Raw genomic sequence first — 14,761 nt, 5'->3', positions numbered from 1 at the left:
CGTCGATGCCGCAGCACCTGGGCGTGGCGACCTGCGACGGCGGCGGGCGGCCGTTCGTAGACTGCACAGCGTGAACGGCGAACCCGACTTCCTGCGGACCCTGCGACTCGAGGACACCGGCGCGAGCACGGGCGAGACGATCCTGACCGGTGCCAGCCACTGGTCCCCCGGTGGACGGGTGTTCGGCGGGCAGGTGCTGGCGCAGTGCATCGTCGCCGCACAGCGCACGATCGAGGGACGCGACGTCCACTCGATGCACGGCTACTTCCTGCGGCCCGGCGACATCGACGTGCCGATCACCTTCGGCGTCGAGCGCATCCACGACGGCCGGTCGTTCGCGGCCCGACGTGTGCAGGCGTACCAGCGAGGTGTCCCGATCTTCTCGATGATCGCGTCGTTCCAGGTGCCCGACACCGGCATCGAGCACCAGGACCCGTACCCGGTGGACACCCCGGACCCGGAGTCCCTGCCGTCGGCCGCGTCGATCCTGTCCGCGATCGACCACCCGGTCGCACGTGCCTGGGCCGCGCGGTCCATCGACCTGCGCCACGTCGAGGGACCGGTGTTCGTCGACGTGCAGGGCGAGCACGTGCCGCACCAGGCGGTCTGGTTCCGCGTGCAGGGCGACCTGCCGGACGACCCGGCGCTCCACCGTGCGGTGCTCGGGTACGCGAGCGACCTGTCGATCCTCGAGCCGATCATGCGCCGGCACGGCGTCGCCTGGGGCACCCCGGGGGTCAAGAGCGCGAGCCTCGACCACGCCATGTGGTGGCACCGCGACGGTCGCGCGGACGAGTGGGTCCTGTACACGCAGGAGTCCCCGAGCGCACAGGGCGGACGGGGACTCGCGTTCGGCCGGATGTTCTCCCGTGACGGGCAGCTGCTGGCGACCGTCGCCCAGGAGGGCATGATGCGGGTGCCTACGGCCGGCTGAACTGCACCGGCTCCTCGAGGTAGCGCTCGCACGCGGCACGCTCGGTGTCGGTCAGTCGACGCGGACGGTTCGTCGCCGCGTCGACCATCACGAGTGCCGTCGTCGCCCGGGTGTACAGGACGGCGGGCTGCTGCCCCACCGGCGACCAGACCTCGTACGAGACGTCGATGCTCGCGCCCCCGAGCCGCCCGATCCACATCTGGATGTCGAGCGGTTGGCGGAGGTACGGGATCGACGCCAGGTACTCGAGGCGCTGCCCGGCGATCACCGTCATGGTGCCGGAACCCGGCCGACCGTCGATGATCGGCTCGGGCAGGTCACCGTCGGGGTCCTCACCGGGGTCGGCACCCCAGAACCCCACGATGCGCGCCTCTTCGAGGAGGCGCAGCATCGCGGAGTTGTTGACGTGACCGTAGGCGTCGATGTCGCTCCACCGCATGCGGATGGGAGCGTGCAGTCTCGCCACGAGGGTCAGTCGCGGGTGAGCTTGCGGTACGTCGCGCGCCCGGGCTTCGCGGCATCGGCGCCGAGGCGCTCGATCTTGTTCTCCTCGTAGGCCTCGAAGTTGCCCTCGAACCAGTACCAGTTCGGCGTGCCGTCCTCGTTGAGGCCTTCCCACGCCAGGATGTGCGTGGCGATGCGGTCGAGGAACCACCGGTCGTGGGTGATGACCACGGCGCAACCGGGGTACTCGAGCAGGGCGTTCTCGAGGCTGCCGAGCGTCTCGACGTCCAGGTCGTTGGTCGGCTCGTCGAGGAGCAGCAGGTTGCCGCCCTGCTTGAGCGTCAGCGCCAGGTTCAGACGGTTGCGCTCACCACCGGACAGGATGCCGGCTCGCTTCTGCTGGTCCGGACCCTTGAAGCCGAACTGCGACACGTAGGCGCGGGACGGGATCTCGGTCTTGCCGACCTGGATGTAGTCGAGTCCGTCGGACACGACCTCCCACAGGTTCTTGTTCGGGTCGATGCCACCACGGCTCTGGTCGACGTACGAGATGTCGACCGTGTCGCCGATCTTCAGCCTGCCGCCGTCGAGGGGCTCGAGGCCGACGATCGTCTTGAAGAGCGTGGTCTTGCCGACACCGTTCGGGCCGATGACGCCGACGATGCCGTTGCGGGGCAGCGTGAACGACAGGTCGCCGATGATGACGCGCTCACCGAACTGCTTGCGCAGGTGCTCGGCGTCGATGACCTGCGAACCCAGACGCGGGCCGACCGGGATCACGATCTCCTCGAAGTCGAGCTTGCGGGTGCGCTCGGCCTCGGTGACCATCTCCTCGTATCGGGCGAGACGGGCCTTCGACTTCGCCTGACGGCCCTTGGTGTTGCTCCGGACCCAGTCGAGCTCGGACGACAGGCGCTTCGCGAGCTTGGCGTCCTTCTTGCCCTGGACCTCGAGACGAGCACGCTTCTTCTCGAGGTAGGTCGAGTAGTTGCCCTCGTACGGGTACAGGCGGCCACGGTCGACCTCGGCGATCCACTGGGCGACGTGGTCCAGGAAGTACCGGTCGTGGGTCACGGCGAGGACGGCACCGTGGTACTGCTGCAGGTGCTGCTCGAGCCAGAGCACGCTCTCGGCATCGAGGTGGTTGGTGGGCTCGTCGAGGAGGAGCAGGTCGGGCTTCTGGAGCAGCAGCTTGCAGAGCGCGACGCGGCGCTTCTCACCACCGGACAGGTGGGTGACGAGTTCGTCCCCCGGGGGGCACTGCAGCGCGGCCATGGCCTGCTCGAGCTGGGAGTCGAGGTCCCACGCGTCGGCGGCGTCGATGTCCTCCTGCAGGGTGCCCATCTCGGCCAGGAGCGCGTCGAAGTCGGCGTCCGGCTCGGCCATGAGCGCCGATATCTCGTTGAAGCGTGCGAGCTTGCCGTGGATCTCGCCCACGCCTTCCTGCACGTTCTCGAGCACGGTCTTGCTCTCGTCGAGCTCCGGCTCCTGCATGAGGATGCCGACGCTGAAGCCCGGCGTGAGCTTCGCCTCACCGTTGGACGGCTGGTCGAGACCCGCCATGATCTTCAGGATCGTCGACTTGCCCGCACCGTTCGGTCCGACGACGCCGATCTTGGCACCGGGGAGGAACGACATCGTGACGTCGTCGAGGATCAGCTTGTCGCCGACCGCCTTGCGGGCGCGGACCATCTGGTAGATGTACTCAGCCATATCGGCCCCAAGTGTAGTGACACCGCCGGAGCACCGCTCGCCCGACGCCGGATCGCCGCTTCCCGCACCTGTACGAACAAGCCTGTTGTTCGCGACACGGACGACGTAGCTTGGCCTCACCCCGCTACCTCGGGCCCGTCGCCCACCACGACGAGGACCAGGATCAGGACCACGGACAGGACGAGGACCATGACCACGCACACGACCACGACCCCGTCGCGGCTCCGCCGCCTCGCGCTCCCCTTCGTCGGAGCGATCGCACTCACCGTCGCGCTCATCGCCCCGGTGTCGCCGGCATCGGCCGCCGGTGCCGTGCCGAAGGGCAGCCCGTACCTGCTGTACACGGCGAGCATCAGCGCCAACGGCACGGGCACCGGCTACTCGTCGTACATCAACGTGCACGACGCCCACAACAACGCCTACTCGTTCGGGATCCAGTCGGACAAGGGCTCCCCGCAGAGCAAGGGCAAGCCGCGCTACATCTGGGAGCGCGTGCAGAACGGCAAGTTCACCTACGGCTACCTGGGCCTGGCCACCAACAAGCTCACGCCCATCGGCATGCGCTGGTACAAGAACGACGTCGCGACGATGATCGTGAACCACAAGACGATCGGCACCCTCAAGCTCAACCTCGACGGTCGCCTGTTCTTCAACGCCGAGGCCAACGCCCGCCTGAACGGTGACGTCGTGCACTCCACGGTGCAGAACACCCGCATCACGGTCGGCGACCGCAAGTCGAACACCGGCCTGAACGGCAAGTGGGACACGAGCTTCTCGTTCCACGGACTGAAGGCGAAGCAGACGAACAGCCCGCGGGTTCAGGGTGCCAGCTTCAAGATCGACGGCCGCGTGGCCGGGCTGCCCCGTGGCGGCAACTGGGACACCGCCCAGGTCTCCGGCATCGGGATGATCGCCCAGAAGTGGTGACCGACGCGACGCGGTGAACCGCACGCGTCCCCGGCGGCCTGACCCGCACCCCGACTCCGGTCGGCGTGCGGGTCAGGCCGCTTCGGCGTCGTGGGCGTGGTCGTCGAGGGGCGGCGCGGGGTCCCAGGGGGCGGCGTCCTGTTCGAGGACGTGCTCGGACGGCCCCGCGGGCTCCTCGCCGTGGCCGAGCGGCGGTGCCCCGTGGTCCCCGTCGACGTCGCCGTCACCGTCACCGGCCGGACCGTGCTCGGTCGCCGGTGCGTGGTCGTGCGAGCCGTCCGGCTCCGCTCCGTGACCGGCGCCGTGCCCCGCCGGGTCGCGGACCTCGCCGGTGCGGGGGTCCACACCGCGCAGGCCACCCTGCCCCGAGGCGCCGTCGCCGACCTGCCGCGGCACCCGCAGCCAGTTGCTGATCCCCCACGCGAGGTCGTGACCGATGCCGTCGGCGTCGATCTCGACCGAGGTCCCGCCGCGACCGTCGCGTTCCCACGTGCGGATGCGGACCCGGCCGGCGACGACGATCCGGTCGCCCTTCTTCAGGGACTTGTACACGTTCGACGCGAGCGACCGGAACGCGGTGACGGTGTACCAGTTGGTGGCGCCGTTGACCCAGGCGGCGGTGGCCCGGTCCCAGCGACGAGAGGGTGAGGCGAGTCGGAGACTCGTGATGGCGATGCCGGTCTCGGTGACGAGGTGCCGGGGCTCGGTGGCGACGATTCCGCAGACGGTGATGATGTCGTTCATGCGTCGATCGTCACGGAGCCCGGGGCCGCGTCAGCGACCCCGGGCTCGATCTGTGGCGTGTGGACCCGATCAGGTGACCTGTGGAGGACGAGTCCCCCGAGCCTCCTGTCCGGACCCGGTCAGTGCGCTCGGAACTCGGGCCGGGCGGCCAACGGTCCGAGCGCGGCGTGGACCGCGCCCTTCGCGGACTCGAGGGACGGGTACGGCCCGCCCGCCCGTCGTCGTCCGTAGAGCTCGACCTCGAACCCGTCCGCCGCGCGGTGGATGCTGCCCACCGCTCCGGCCGGACCGATCGCGACCCAGGTTCCCGTGTTGTCCGTCATGTTCGAACCACCTCCTCGTGGCCCTGCCGCCCCGGGGTCAGGACGCCAGGATGTACTGACTGTAGGCCTTCCGGACCTTGTTCACCTTGGGCAGCGCGACTGCGAGGCAGTAGCCCTGCCCGGGGTTCTTCGCGAAGAAGTCCTGGTGGTACTCCTCGGCCGTCCAGAACGTCGAGAGCGGCTCGATGGTGGTGACGATGCCGCCGTCCCAGATGTCCGACGCCCGCTCGATGGCGCGCTCGAACAGCTCGCGCTGCGCGTCGTCGGCCGGGAACATCGCCGAGCGGTACTGCGTGCCGACGTCGGCCCCCTGGCGGTTCAGCTGCCGGGGGTCGTGCAGCGTGAAGAAGACGTCGAGGATCACGTCGGCCGGGATCACCGACTCGTCGAACGTCACCGCGACCGCCTCGGCGTGCCCAGTCGTCCCGGTGCACACCAGTTCGTACGAGGGCTCCTCGACCTGTCCGCCGACGTAGCCGGACACCACGTCCTGCACACCCTGGAGCGTGCGGTACACGGCGTCGAGACACCAGAAACATCCACCTGCGAGCACGAACGTGGTCATGGCCACAACCTCTCTCCGGGCTGCCCGTGCAGCCCCGTCGTTCCTCCACAACAGTGTGCGCGGGGACCCTGTTCCCCAGATCGGATGGCACCCCTCGGCGTGTCGGTGGTCCCCCGTAGCGTCGGCACCACACCGACCAGGAGGCCAGCGATGCAGACCATCACCGAACCCGCACTGCGGATCCGCAGCGTCCCGCTGGCCCGCGCCCGGGGCGACTACCGCATCCTCGACGTCCGCGACGACCTGAGCCGGGTCACCCGGGCCAACGGAGAGATCGTCGGGTACGTCGACCGCATCGACGTCGCCGGTGACACCGCCTACCGTGCCCGCCGGTACGTCGCGACCGAGCGTCGGTTCGTCGAGCTGCCGAGCGTGTGGTCCGCCGACGACGCCGTGGACACCCTGCGCTGGTCATGATGTTCCACATTGGAATCATCTGCACCGGGATGCACGGAACGCCGTCCGGCCTCCCCGACGCCTGACCGTTCCGTGGGTATGGTGCGCGCATGGACTGGTGGAACGACCTGACCGACTGGACTTCGTCCGACACGGGTTGGCGGGTGCTCTCGGGCGCTGTGATCCCCTTCGTCGCCATCGTCGTGGCGGGCGTCATCGCGGCGCTCATCGGGCGCAGTGCGACCAAGCGGGTCGTGGCGCTGCAGGAGCGGGAATCGAAGAACGCGGCCGTCGCCGCGATCCTGACGGCTGCGCGCAAGGCAGCGGCATGGGGATCGCTCGGACACGACGAGCGTGCGTACGCCGACCACCTCGCCGAGGACGCCGACATCCGGCTGCGCCTGCTCCCCGTGCAGGGTGCGCCACTGGCCGCCAACTGGGCCCAGCACGAGATCGCCGACATCAAGAAGAACTCGTCGACGTTCAGCTTCCAGGCGGACCAGTCCCTCGCCGAGTTCCGTGACCGCCTGCTCGACTGGCAGGCGCGACCGAGTCGTGCGCGCAAGCTCTTCAAGGCCGACCTCGAGCGCTGGAAGTTCGAGTCCCCGGACCCCGACGCCGACCTGATCAAGCGCCAGCAGGACTGGAACGCCGACCAGGCCGAGGCCCCTCGCACCCAGGCACCCGCACAGGCCCCGGCGCCGGCTCCGGCTGCTCCCGCCGAGCGTCCCACCCCGACGACGACCTCGCTGCGTCCGGCCCAGCGCCCCGCATCCGCACCGACGACTCCTCCGGCCGCTGCCGCAGCCGGTGCTGCTGCGCCCGGCGCTGCGTCAGCCGGTGCCGCAGGCGGGACGACCCCGTCGTTCTCCGTGAACCGTGGCGTGGGCAAGAACCCGAACCGCGGCAGCGCCGACCAGAACGCCACGCGCTCCTTCGGTGACAACACCACGCGCGTCTACGGCGACGACGAGGCTGCGCCCCCGGTCCGTCCGGCGCTCGGCACCCCGACCTCGCCCGCCCGCTCCGTTCAGGGCCGCGGCACGGACGACACCGAGGTCGTGGACGACGACCGCGCCCCGCGGGCACCCGGCGACGCGAGCGCCACCCGCGCCTTCGGCGACACCGACCGCGCACCGCGGAACGACCGCCCGTCCTCTTCCGACCGCCCCGTCGCGACGCCCACCTCGGCCGACTCACACGTCAACCGGGCGCCCGCGAACGACGTCCCGCCCGCATCGGCACCCCGGGTCGACACCCCCGGCGCGACGAACACCACGTCCGTCCCGACGCGTCTGAACCAGGCCCCCGCCGAGCCGGCCGACGCGAACGAGACCTCGGAGGCGCCGTACACGCAGCCGATCAGCGCCGCCGAACTCCGACGCCGCGCCGCGGACGACGACGAGTAACCACCCCCCACGACGAGAACAGGGCCGCCATCCGGAGAGGATGGCGGCCCTGTTCGTCTTCGGCGCCCCCGGCAGGAATCGAACCCGCGGCACGGTGGGTAGAAACCACCTGCTCTATCCACTGAGCTACGGAGGCGAGCAGCGTCGATTGTAGCGGCGAGCAGCCCCGGGACGCTCGATGCGCGCCCCGCCGCGTCGCCGTGACAGGACCCGGCGGTCGCCCAACGGTCGGACGCCGTCTGCTCCCCGTTCCCCTCCGCGACACCCGCGCTTCGTAGCGTCCGGAGCATGCGCACCACCGGTTCCGTCCTCGCCGTCGTGCCCGCACGTGCCGGGTCGAAGGGGATCCCCGGCAAGAACCTCCGCACGGTCGCGGGACGTTCGCTGGTCCGGCGAGCGGTCGACTCGGCACGACGTGCCACCCGCATCGACGAGGTCGTCGTCACGACCGACGGTGACGCCATCGCTGCCGAGGCGGTCGCCGCCGGTGCCGCCGTGGTCCGCCGTCCGGCCGAGCTCGCCGGTGACGAGGCGTCCTCGGAGTCCGCCCTGTTGCACGTCCTCGACGCGATCAGCACGCCGCTGCCCGAGGTCCTCGTCTTCCTGCAGGCGACCTCGCCGTTCATCGACCCGGCCGACCTCGACGCCGCCGTCGAGCGCGTGGTCGACGGGCACGCCGACGCGGTGTTCGCCGCCACGCCGTCGCACGCGTTCCTGTGGCGGACCGCCCCGGACGGCACCGCGGTGGCGGTGAACCACGACGCTGCGACCAGGCCCCGCCGGCAGGACCGCGAGCCCGAGTACCGCGAGACCGGCGCCTTCTACGTCATGCGGACGGCGGGGTTCCTCGAGAACCGACACCGGTTCCACGGCCGCGTCGAGCTGGCCGTCGTCGACGGTGCCGGCGCCATCGACATCGACGACGAGGCCGACCTGGCCCTCGCCGAAGCCCTCGCCGAAGCCCTCGCCGAAGCGCCCACACCCACCACGACCCGAGACCCATCCCCGACGCGGGCCACCCCCCGCACCGAACGGAGCACCATGACCGTCACCATCGGTACGTCCACGATCGGCGCGGGCCACCCCGCGTACCTCATCGGCGAGATCGGCCTCAACCACAACGGCGACGTCGACATCGCGAAGCAGCTCATCGACGTCGCTGCGGACGCGGGCCTGCAGGCCGTGAAGTTCCAGAAGCGCACCCCCGCGATCTCCACGCCGGAGCACATGAAGAACACCCCGCGCAGCACCCCGTGGGGCGACATGACCTACCTGGAGTACCGCTACCGCGTCGAGTTCGACCGCGACCAGTACATCGAGATCGGCGACCACGCGACCCTCCGCGGCCTCGACTGGTTCGCGTCGCCGTGGGATGAGCCGTCCGTCGACTTCCTCGAGGACCTCAACGTCGTCGCGTACAAGATCGCCTCGGCGTCCGTCACCGACCTCGGCATGCTCGCCGCCGTCGCCGCGACCGGCAAGCCCGTCATCCTGTCGACCGGCATGTCCACGCTCGAGCAGATCGACGCCGCCGTCGAGGCCCTCGGCACCGACCGCCTCGTCCTCATGCACGCGACGTCGACCTACCCGCTGCCGGCCGAGGAGGCGAACCTCCGCATGATCGACACCCTCGCCCACCGCTACGCGGGCGTCCCCGTCGGCTACTCCGGCCACGAGCCCGGCCTGCAGATCTCGATCGCCGCGGTCGCCCTCGGTGCCACGGCCGTCGAGCGCCACATCACGCTCGACCGCACGATGTGGGGCTCCGACCACGCCGCGTCGCTCGAGCCGCACGGCCTGAAGACGCTCGCCCGCGACATCCGCATCATCGAGACCGCCCTCGGCGACGGCGTCAAGAGGATCTTCCCCGGCGAGCAGGCACCGCTCGCGAAGCTGCGTCGCGTCGGCGCGTGAGCGGATGCAGTCCCCATCCGACCGCCGGCGAGCAGGCACCGCTCGCGAAGCTGCGTCGCGTCGGCGCGTGACCGGCCCGGTCGACGGGACCAGCGCCTTGGACGCGCCGGCTGACGGCGGTGGGTCGACGGTCGGACTGGAGGCGCGCCTCCCGTCCGACGCGTCACCACGCGTCCGACGCGTGGTCGGCCTGGTCGACACCGACTCGTTCGCGAAGTGGGGCGCCCACCTGCTGGCGAGCGCCCCGGCGGACTGGGACCTGGAGCTGCGCACCGTGGCGACCCCGCGGTCGGCGAGCACGAAGCAGCTGCGGTCGGCGTTCCGCGGGCTGGACCGGCGCCTCGCCCACCTGCACCGCGAACCGCCCGCACCGAAGGACGTCGACGCCGTCGTCGAGGAGCTCCGACAGGACCCGCCGGACGCCGTCCTGGTGTCGTTGATCGGACCGGTGGCCGAGCTCGTGATCGACGAGGTACACCGGCGGATCCCGGACCGGCCGGTGCTGGTGTCGGGGCTGCCGGGGATCTCGTTCCCGTCCAAGTGGAAGGGCATCTTCTTCCGAGCCCGGGCCGACCTGTTCGTGCTGCACAGCCACCGTGAGGTCCGCGCGTACGAGGAGATGGCGCGCGAGGGCGGCGTCGAGCCGCACTTCGCGCTCGCCACGCTGCCCTTCGCGCGTGGTGCCGGCGCGACCGGCGGTGCCGGCGCGAGCGATGGTGCGGGCTCGATGGGCCGCGACTCCGTCGTTTTCGCGGCGCAGCCGAGTGTGCCGTTCGAGCGGGCCGACCGGGCCCTCGTCGTGCGGTGGCTCGTGGAGACAGCGCGGGCGCACCCGGAGTGGCGCGTCGTCATCAAGACGCGCGCTGCGGCCGGTGAGCACCAGACGCACCGCGAGGAGCACCCGTACCCGGACCTGGTGCCCGCGGACGCGCCGACCAACCTCGTGGTCGAGAGCGGACCGATGGCCGAGCACCTCGACCGGGCGGTGGCGCTCGTGACGATCAGCTCGACCGCGGTGCTCGAGGCGGCGGCACGGGGCGTGCCCGCGCTCACGCTGACCGACTTCGGAATCGGGCGGCACCTGATCAACGAGGTGTTCGTGGGGAGCGGCCTCGAGGGGGACGCCGTCGACCTGGTCGACGGACGGTTCGGCGTCGTCCGGCCGGAGTGGATGCGGGACAACTACTTCCACCCGGCCTCGGAGGACGACTGGCAGCACCGGCTCGTGGAGCTCATGGCCCGACGGGACGCCGGCACGTTGGTGGACCGGGCACCCGCTCGGCGGAGTCGCGGTGGGGTGCTACGCCGTGCGTGGGAGCGGAAGAACGCCCTCGGTGGGGCCGATCGCAGTCCGCTCGGGCTGGTGGCACTGGGCATCGGGGCACCGATCCGGGGCGCGAAGCGTCTGGCACGACGCGTGCGGGCGCTGGTCGATCCGCCGGAGCCCGTCGTGGTGGCGGCGCCGACGTCGCAGCGTGCGGGGGCGCGGGCCGCTGTGCCCGCGCCGGGGAGCGCCGCTGGGACGGCTGCGGCGGCGGCCGCCCCGGCCGCGGCGGAGGCTCGTTCAGAGCGCCTTGGCCACCGCGAGCAGGAGCTGGTCCCTGGTCGGGACGCCGGGTGAACGGAAGACCTCGGTGCCGTCGTCCTGCCGCACGATGATCGTGGGGGTGGACCGGATACCGAGGTCTTCCGCGTCGTCGGGGTGTGCCGCCACGTCGCGTTCGGTCACGGTGAGCCCGGGGACGAGCGCCGAGGCCTCGGCCGACACCCGGCGGGCGGCGGCACACGGCGCACAGAAGGCGGACGTCCAGAGGTCGAGCTGCATGTGGTCCTGCAACGCGGCGGGTGGGGGTTCTACTCCCGGTCGAACTCGCCGCTGCGGTCGCCGCGGTCCTGCAGGTCGTCGACCGGGTCGGACTCGCTGGGCTCGTAAGTGAACTCGACCGAGATCTGGTCGAGGACCTGGCGGGACTTGGTGGCGCGGTAGGTGAAGGCCGTCTGCAGGCCCTCGACGTCGGCGAACACCGTGACCTCGTCGTCCAGCGCGTCGCTCGTGGCGGTGCGGGTGTCGGTCGTGCCGTCGAAGGGGCCGCCGTGGAAGATCGCGGTGTACTCGTCGCCTTCGTGGATGGTGATGTCGCTCATGCCTCCCTTCTACCAGGCGGCGGCTGGTGCAGTCTGTCCAGCCCGTCCTTGCGCGATCCATAGCACAGCTATATAGTTCAGCTATGGAAACACCGCGTGAGCAGACGATCGAGACCCTCCTCGTCTCCGTCAACCGCCTGATCCGCAGCGCCGTCCAGTCGACGGGCAACACCACGTCCACCGCGGTCTGGCGCACGCTCGGCATCCTCGAGACCGACGAACCCCTGCGACTCGGCGAGCTGGCCACCGCCTCCCGTGTGGCGCAGCCCACGATGACCCGACTCGTCGCCGGCATGCTCGCCGACGGCCTGGTCAGCCGCAGCGTCGACCCGGACGACTCCCGCGGGCAGCTCATCGAACTCACCGAGGCCGGTCGCGAACGGCTCGCTTCCTGGCGCTCCACCCTCACCAGCACGGTCGGTCCGTTGTTCGCCGACCTGACCGACGACGACTGGGACGTCCTGCACCACGCGGCGAACCTGATCGCCCAGCGCACCCGGACAACCCCCAACGGAACGGAGATCCCCGCGTGAAGGCCCACGCACCCGCCGGCCAGTCCGGCTCCATCCTCAAGCAGTCGTCCGCGGTCTGGGCGATCGCCTTCGCCTGCGTCGTCGCGTTCATGGGCATCGGGCTCGTCGACCCGATCCTCCCGGCGATCGCGGCGTCCCTCAAGGCGACCCCCGCGCAGACCGAGCTGCTCTTCACGAGCTACCTGGCCGTCACCGGTGTCGCGATGTTCTTCACCAGCTGGGTCTCCAGCCGCATCGGCGCGAAGCGCACCCTGCTCATCGGACTCGCCCTGATCGTCCTCTTCTCGGTGCTCGCGGCGACGTCGAACAGTGTGTGGAGCATCATCGACTTCCGTGCCGGCTGGGGCCTCGGCAACGCGCTCTTCATCTCCACCGCGCTCGCGACCATCGTCGGAGCAGCGTCCGGCGGCACCGCCTCGGCGATCATCCTGTACGAGGCAGCGCTGGGCCTCGGCATCGCCGTCGGCCCTCTGGTCGGAGGTCTGCTCGGCTCGGTGAGCTGGCGCGGCCCGTTCTTCGGCGTCACGACCCTGATGGCCGTCGCGTTCATCGCCATCGTTGCCCTGCTGAAGACCGGCAGCCTCGAGAAGCCCACGCCGACGAAGCTCTCCGCACCCTTCCGCGCCCTGACCCGTCCGGCACTCGCCGCCCTCGCCGCGACCGCGCTGTTCTACAACATCGGCTTCTTCGTCCTGCTGGCGTACACCCCGTTCCCGCTCGGCTTCGGCGCGCTCGGCATCGGGTTCACCTTCTTCGGCTGGGGTGTCGGTCTCGCGATCACGTCGGTGTGGGTCGCCCCGATGCTCACCGCACGTCTCCGGAGGACGACGGTGCTGAAGATCGCGCTGCCCCTGCTCGCGCTCGACCTGTTCGCCGCGGCCCTCGTCGTGCGGTCCCAGGTCGGCCTGATCATCTGCGTCGTCATCGGCGGCCTCGTCCTCGGTGTCCTGAACACGGTGCTCACCGAGTGCGTCATGGAGGCCACCGACCTCCCCCGCTCCGTCGCCTCGAGCGCCTACTCCGCCGTCCGCTTCATCGGTGGCGCCATCGCCCCGCCCGTCGCGACCCTGCTCGCCGACGCGTACTCCCCCTCAGCCGCCTACGTCTTCGCGGGTGCATCCGTCGCGGTCGCCTTCGTCGTGATCCTCTGCACCACCAGGGTCCTGCGCCGCGTCGACGACGGACCCGAGCCGGAGCGCGTCGAGGCCGAGGCCATCACCGCCGGCGACATGGCCTAGCGGCGGGGCTGCGGGCGCCTTCCCGATTCCCCACTTCTCCACGAACGGGCGAAATGCCGGAGTGTCCCCCGTGGGCACCCCGGCATTCCGCCCGCTCGTGCGTCCGTGTGCGGGCTCGCTCGCCCCTCGTTCCACACCCACCCGCGAGCGGGCGAAATGCCCGGCCTCGGCTGCAGAGCGACGCCGGCATTTCGCCCGCTCGTGCGGAGCTGGCCAGAACCGTGCGGCAGGCGGGGTGGAGGGCGACCGCCTGGAGGCGCAGGGCGGCCTGCCGGGGTCGCCCCGGGCCTCCAGGCGGTCACCTGCAGTGCTCGCGGCTCGCGTCCAGACGAGCGGGCGAAACATCCGGGTGCGCCGGCAGGGCACCCTCGGCATTTCGCCCGCTCGGCTGAACACGGGCGGGCGGAGCCGCGACCGGGGCGGCAGCGTCGGCGAGCGGGCGGAATGCCGCGGTGCGTCCACGGGGTGGCCGCGGCATTTCGCCCGCTCGTGGTGAGGAGGCGGGATCGGCGCGGCAGGCGGGGTGGAGGGCGACCGCCTGGAGGCGCGGGGCGGCCTGCCGGGGTAACCACGGGCCCCCAGGCGGTCGCCTGCACCGCATGCGGCTCGCGTCCCGGACGAGCGGGCAAAATGTCCGGGTGCGTCCGCAGGGCGACCGCGGCATTTCGCCCGCTCGCGCATCCGCTCGCGCATCCGACGCACGGATCGGGCGGGAACGGGCAGGCACGGGCCGGCCAGCGCGAGCGGGCGCAGCGGCACGTACGGGAGGCACACGGGGCGGGAATAGGATCGGGGGCATGGCAACCGCGAATGACCGCCTCGTCTGGATCGACTGCGAGATGACCGGCCTCGACCTCGAGGTCGACGAACTCGTCGAGGTGGCCGTGGTCATCACCGACTTCGACCTCGAGCCCGTGCACCCCGGGTTCGACATCGTCATCAAGCCGGACCAGTCGGCGCTCGACAACATGAACGAGTTCGTGACGAACATGCACGTCACCTCGGGGCTCATCGACGAGATCCCGAACGGCGTGAGCCTGGCGGACGCCGAGTACCAGGTGCTCGAGTACATCCTCGAGCACGTCCCCGCCGAGGGCTCCGCGCCCCTGGCCGGTAACACCATCGGCACCGACCGCGCGTTCCTGTCGAAGTACATGCCGCGGGTCGACGGGCACCTGCACTACCGCAGCGTCGACGTGTCGAGCATCAAGGAGCTCTGCCGCCGCTGGTTCCCCCGCGTGTACTTCAACGCGCCGGAGAAGCACGGTGGGCACCGGGCCCTCGCGGACATCCTCGAGTCGATCCGCGAGCTCGAGTACTACCGCCGCGCCGGCTTCGTCGCCGAGCCCGGCCCGAGCACCGACGACGTGCGTGCCGTGCAGGCCGACGTCGTGGCGAAGTGGGAGTCACGGCTGGCGCAGCCCGCGGCCGAGTAGCGACACGGGTGGTCCGCACCCCGTCTCGCATGTACTACTA

16 protein-coding genes, 1 tRNA gene and 1 pseudogene are annotated in these 14,761 nt (G+C 70.9%); 10 read left to right on the top strand and 8 right to left on the bottom strand.

Features of this window, described 5'->3' with window-relative positions; genetic code table 11:
- Positions 1-70: 70 nt before the first annotated feature.
- Positions 71-934, top strand: a complete 864-nt coding sequence (locus DEI96_RS05280) for an acyl-CoA thioesterase (RefSeq protein ID WP_111024199.1) — start codon at positions 71-73, stop codon at positions 932-934.
- Here the strand turns inward: DEI96_RS05280 and DEI96_RS05275 are convergent.
- Both DEI96_RS05275 and ettA read right to left on the bottom strand, forming a co-directional pair.
- The gene (locus DEI96_RS05275; RefSeq protein ID WP_111024200.1) at positions 921-1,373 is read right to left on the bottom strand and encodes an acyl-CoA thioesterase; all 453 of its coding nucleotides are present in this window, start codon (positions 1,371-1,373) and stop codon (positions 921-923) included. The genes DEI96_RS05280 and DEI96_RS05275 overlap by 14 nt on opposite strands.
- A gap of 32 nt (positions 1,374-1,405) precedes the next feature.
- Positions 1,406-3,091 (bottom strand): energy-dependent translational throttle protein EttA, encoded by a 1,686-nt coding sequence (gene ettA, locus DEI96_RS05270; RefSeq protein ID WP_111024201.1) that lies wholly within the window; start codon positions 3,089-3,091, stop codon positions 1,406-1,408.
- A gap of 189 nt (positions 3,092-3,280) precedes the next feature.
- On the opposite strand from ettA, the gene DEI96_RS05265 reads away from it, so the two are divergent.
- Positions 3,281-4,018: a hypothetical protein gene (locus DEI96_RS05265; protein ID WP_111024202.1), complete on the top strand. Its 738-nt coding sequence runs from the start codon at positions 3,281-3,283 to the stop codon at positions 4,016-4,018.
- Between the two features lie 72 nt (positions 4,019-4,090).
- Here DEI96_RS05265 and DEI96_RS05260 read toward each other — a convergent pair whose 3' ends face one another.
- The 3 genes from DEI96_RS05260 to msrA all read right to left on the bottom strand — a co-directional run bounded on the left by DEI96_RS05260 (position 4,091) and on the right by msrA (position 5,650).
- A complete protein-coding gene (locus DEI96_RS05260; protein ID WP_111024203.1) occupies positions 4,091-4,762 on the bottom strand; it encodes a single-stranded DNA-binding protein in 672 nt (223 codons plus the stop codon).
- Positions 4,763-4,881: 119 nt separating this feature from the next.
- Entirely contained in the window at positions 4,882-5,085 is a 204-nt protein-coding gene (locus DEI96_RS05255) for a hypothetical protein (protein WP_017886045.1), read from the bottom strand.
- Between the two features lie 37 nt (positions 5,086-5,122).
- Positions 5,123-5,650 carry a peptide-methionine (S)-S-oxide reductase MsrA gene (gene msrA / locus DEI96_RS05250; RefSeq protein WP_111024217.1) on the bottom strand — a complete coding sequence of 176 codons (528 nt, stop codon included), beginning with the start codon at positions 5,648-5,650 and terminating at the stop codon, positions 5,123-5,125.
- 150 nt (positions 5,651-5,800) lie between these two features.
- On the opposite strand from msrA, the gene DEI96_RS05245 reads away from it, so the two are divergent.
- Together DEI96_RS05245 and DEI96_RS05240 are read left to right on the top strand one after the other, a co-directional pair.
- The gene (locus DEI96_RS05245; protein WP_111024204.1) at positions 5,801-6,067 is read left to right on the top strand and encodes a hypothetical protein; all 267 of its coding nucleotides are present in this window, start codon (positions 5,801-5,803) and stop codon (positions 6,065-6,067) included.
- 89 nt (positions 6,068-6,156) lie between these two features.
- Positions 6,157-7,455, top strand: coding sequence for a hypothetical protein (locus tag DEI96_RS05240; RefSeq protein ID WP_111024205.1), 1,299 nt, complete (start codon positions 6,157-6,159; stop codon positions 7,453-7,455).
- A gap of 63 nt (positions 7,456-7,518) precedes the next feature.
- Here the strand turns inward: DEI96_RS05240 and DEI96_RS05235 are convergent.
- Positions 7,519-7,591: transfer RNA gene (locus DEI96_RS05235), tRNA-Arg, on the bottom strand.
- A gap of 152 nt (positions 7,592-7,743) precedes the next feature.
- Here DEI96_RS05235 and DEI96_RS05230 point away from each other — a divergent pair.
- The 3 genes and pseudogenes from DEI96_RS05230 to DEI96_RS05220 form a co-directional block, all read left to right on the top strand.
- Positions 7,744-8,271, top strand: a pseudogene (locus tag DEI96_RS05230) (acylneuraminate cytidylyltransferase family protein); the annotation flags it as partial.
- Between the two features lie 225 nt (positions 8,272-8,496).
- On the top strand, positions 8,497-9,369 hold the full coding sequence (locus tag DEI96_RS05225; protein WP_071405510.1) for an N-acetylneuraminate synthase family protein: 873 nt from the start codon (positions 8,497-8,499) through the stop codon (positions 9,367-9,369).
- A gap of 67 nt (positions 9,370-9,436) precedes the next feature.
- Positions 9,437-10,990, top strand: a complete 1,554-nt coding sequence (locus DEI96_RS05220; protein WP_111024207.1) for a DUF6716 putative glycosyltransferase — start codon at positions 9,437-9,439, stop codon at positions 10,988-10,990.
- Here DEI96_RS05220 and DEI96_RS05215 read toward each other — a convergent pair.
- Both DEI96_RS05215 and DEI96_RS05210 read right to left on the bottom strand, forming a co-directional pair.
- A complete protein-coding gene (locus DEI96_RS05215) occupies positions 10,934-11,194 on the bottom strand; it encodes a thioredoxin family protein (RefSeq protein WP_027464648.1) in 261 nt (86 codons plus the stop codon). The two genes, DEI96_RS05220 and DEI96_RS05215, sit on opposite strands and share 57 nt — an antisense overlap.
- Before the next feature lie 29 nt (positions 11,195-11,223).
- Positions 11,224-11,514 (bottom strand): hypothetical protein, encoded by a 291-nt coding sequence (locus tag DEI96_RS05210; protein ID WP_017886051.1) that lies wholly within the window; start codon positions 11,512-11,514, stop codon positions 11,224-11,226.
- A gap of 83 nt (positions 11,515-11,597) precedes the next feature.
- Here DEI96_RS05210 and DEI96_RS05205 point away from each other — a divergent pair, with 83 nt between their 5' ends.
- The 3 genes from DEI96_RS05205 to orn all read left to right on the top strand — a co-directional run bounded on the left by DEI96_RS05205 (position 11,598) and on the right by orn (position 14,721).
- Positions 11,598-12,047 (top strand): MarR family winged helix-turn-helix transcriptional regulator, encoded by a 450-nt coding sequence (locus tag DEI96_RS05205; RefSeq protein ID WP_111024208.1) that lies wholly within the window; start codon positions 11,598-11,600, stop codon positions 12,045-12,047.
- Positions 12,044-13,285 carry an MFS transporter gene (locus tag DEI96_RS05200; RefSeq protein ID WP_111024209.1) on the top strand — a complete coding sequence of 414 codons (1,242 nt, stop codon included), beginning with the start codon at positions 12,044-12,046 and terminating at the stop codon, positions 13,283-13,285. Before DEI96_RS05205 ends, DEI96_RS05200 begins: the two co-directional genes overlap by 4 nt.
- Positions 13,286-14,082: 797 nt before the next feature.
- Positions 14,083-14,721, top strand: coding sequence for an oligoribonuclease (orn, locus tag DEI96_RS05195; protein WP_111024210.1), 639 nt, complete (start codon positions 14,083-14,085; stop codon positions 14,719-14,721).
- Positions 14,722-14,761: the final 40 nt, after the last annotated feature.

Origin of the sequence: Curtobacterium sp. MCLR17_031, assembly GCF_003234775.2 — a bacterium.
In the GTDB taxonomy this organism is placed as follows: domain Bacteria; phylum Actinomycetota; class Actinomycetes; order Actinomycetales; family Microbacteriaceae; genus Curtobacterium; species Curtobacterium flaccumfaciens.
Note: the sequence above shows the minus strand (reverse complement) of the source record. Positions and strands in the feature narration are given on the sequence as shown.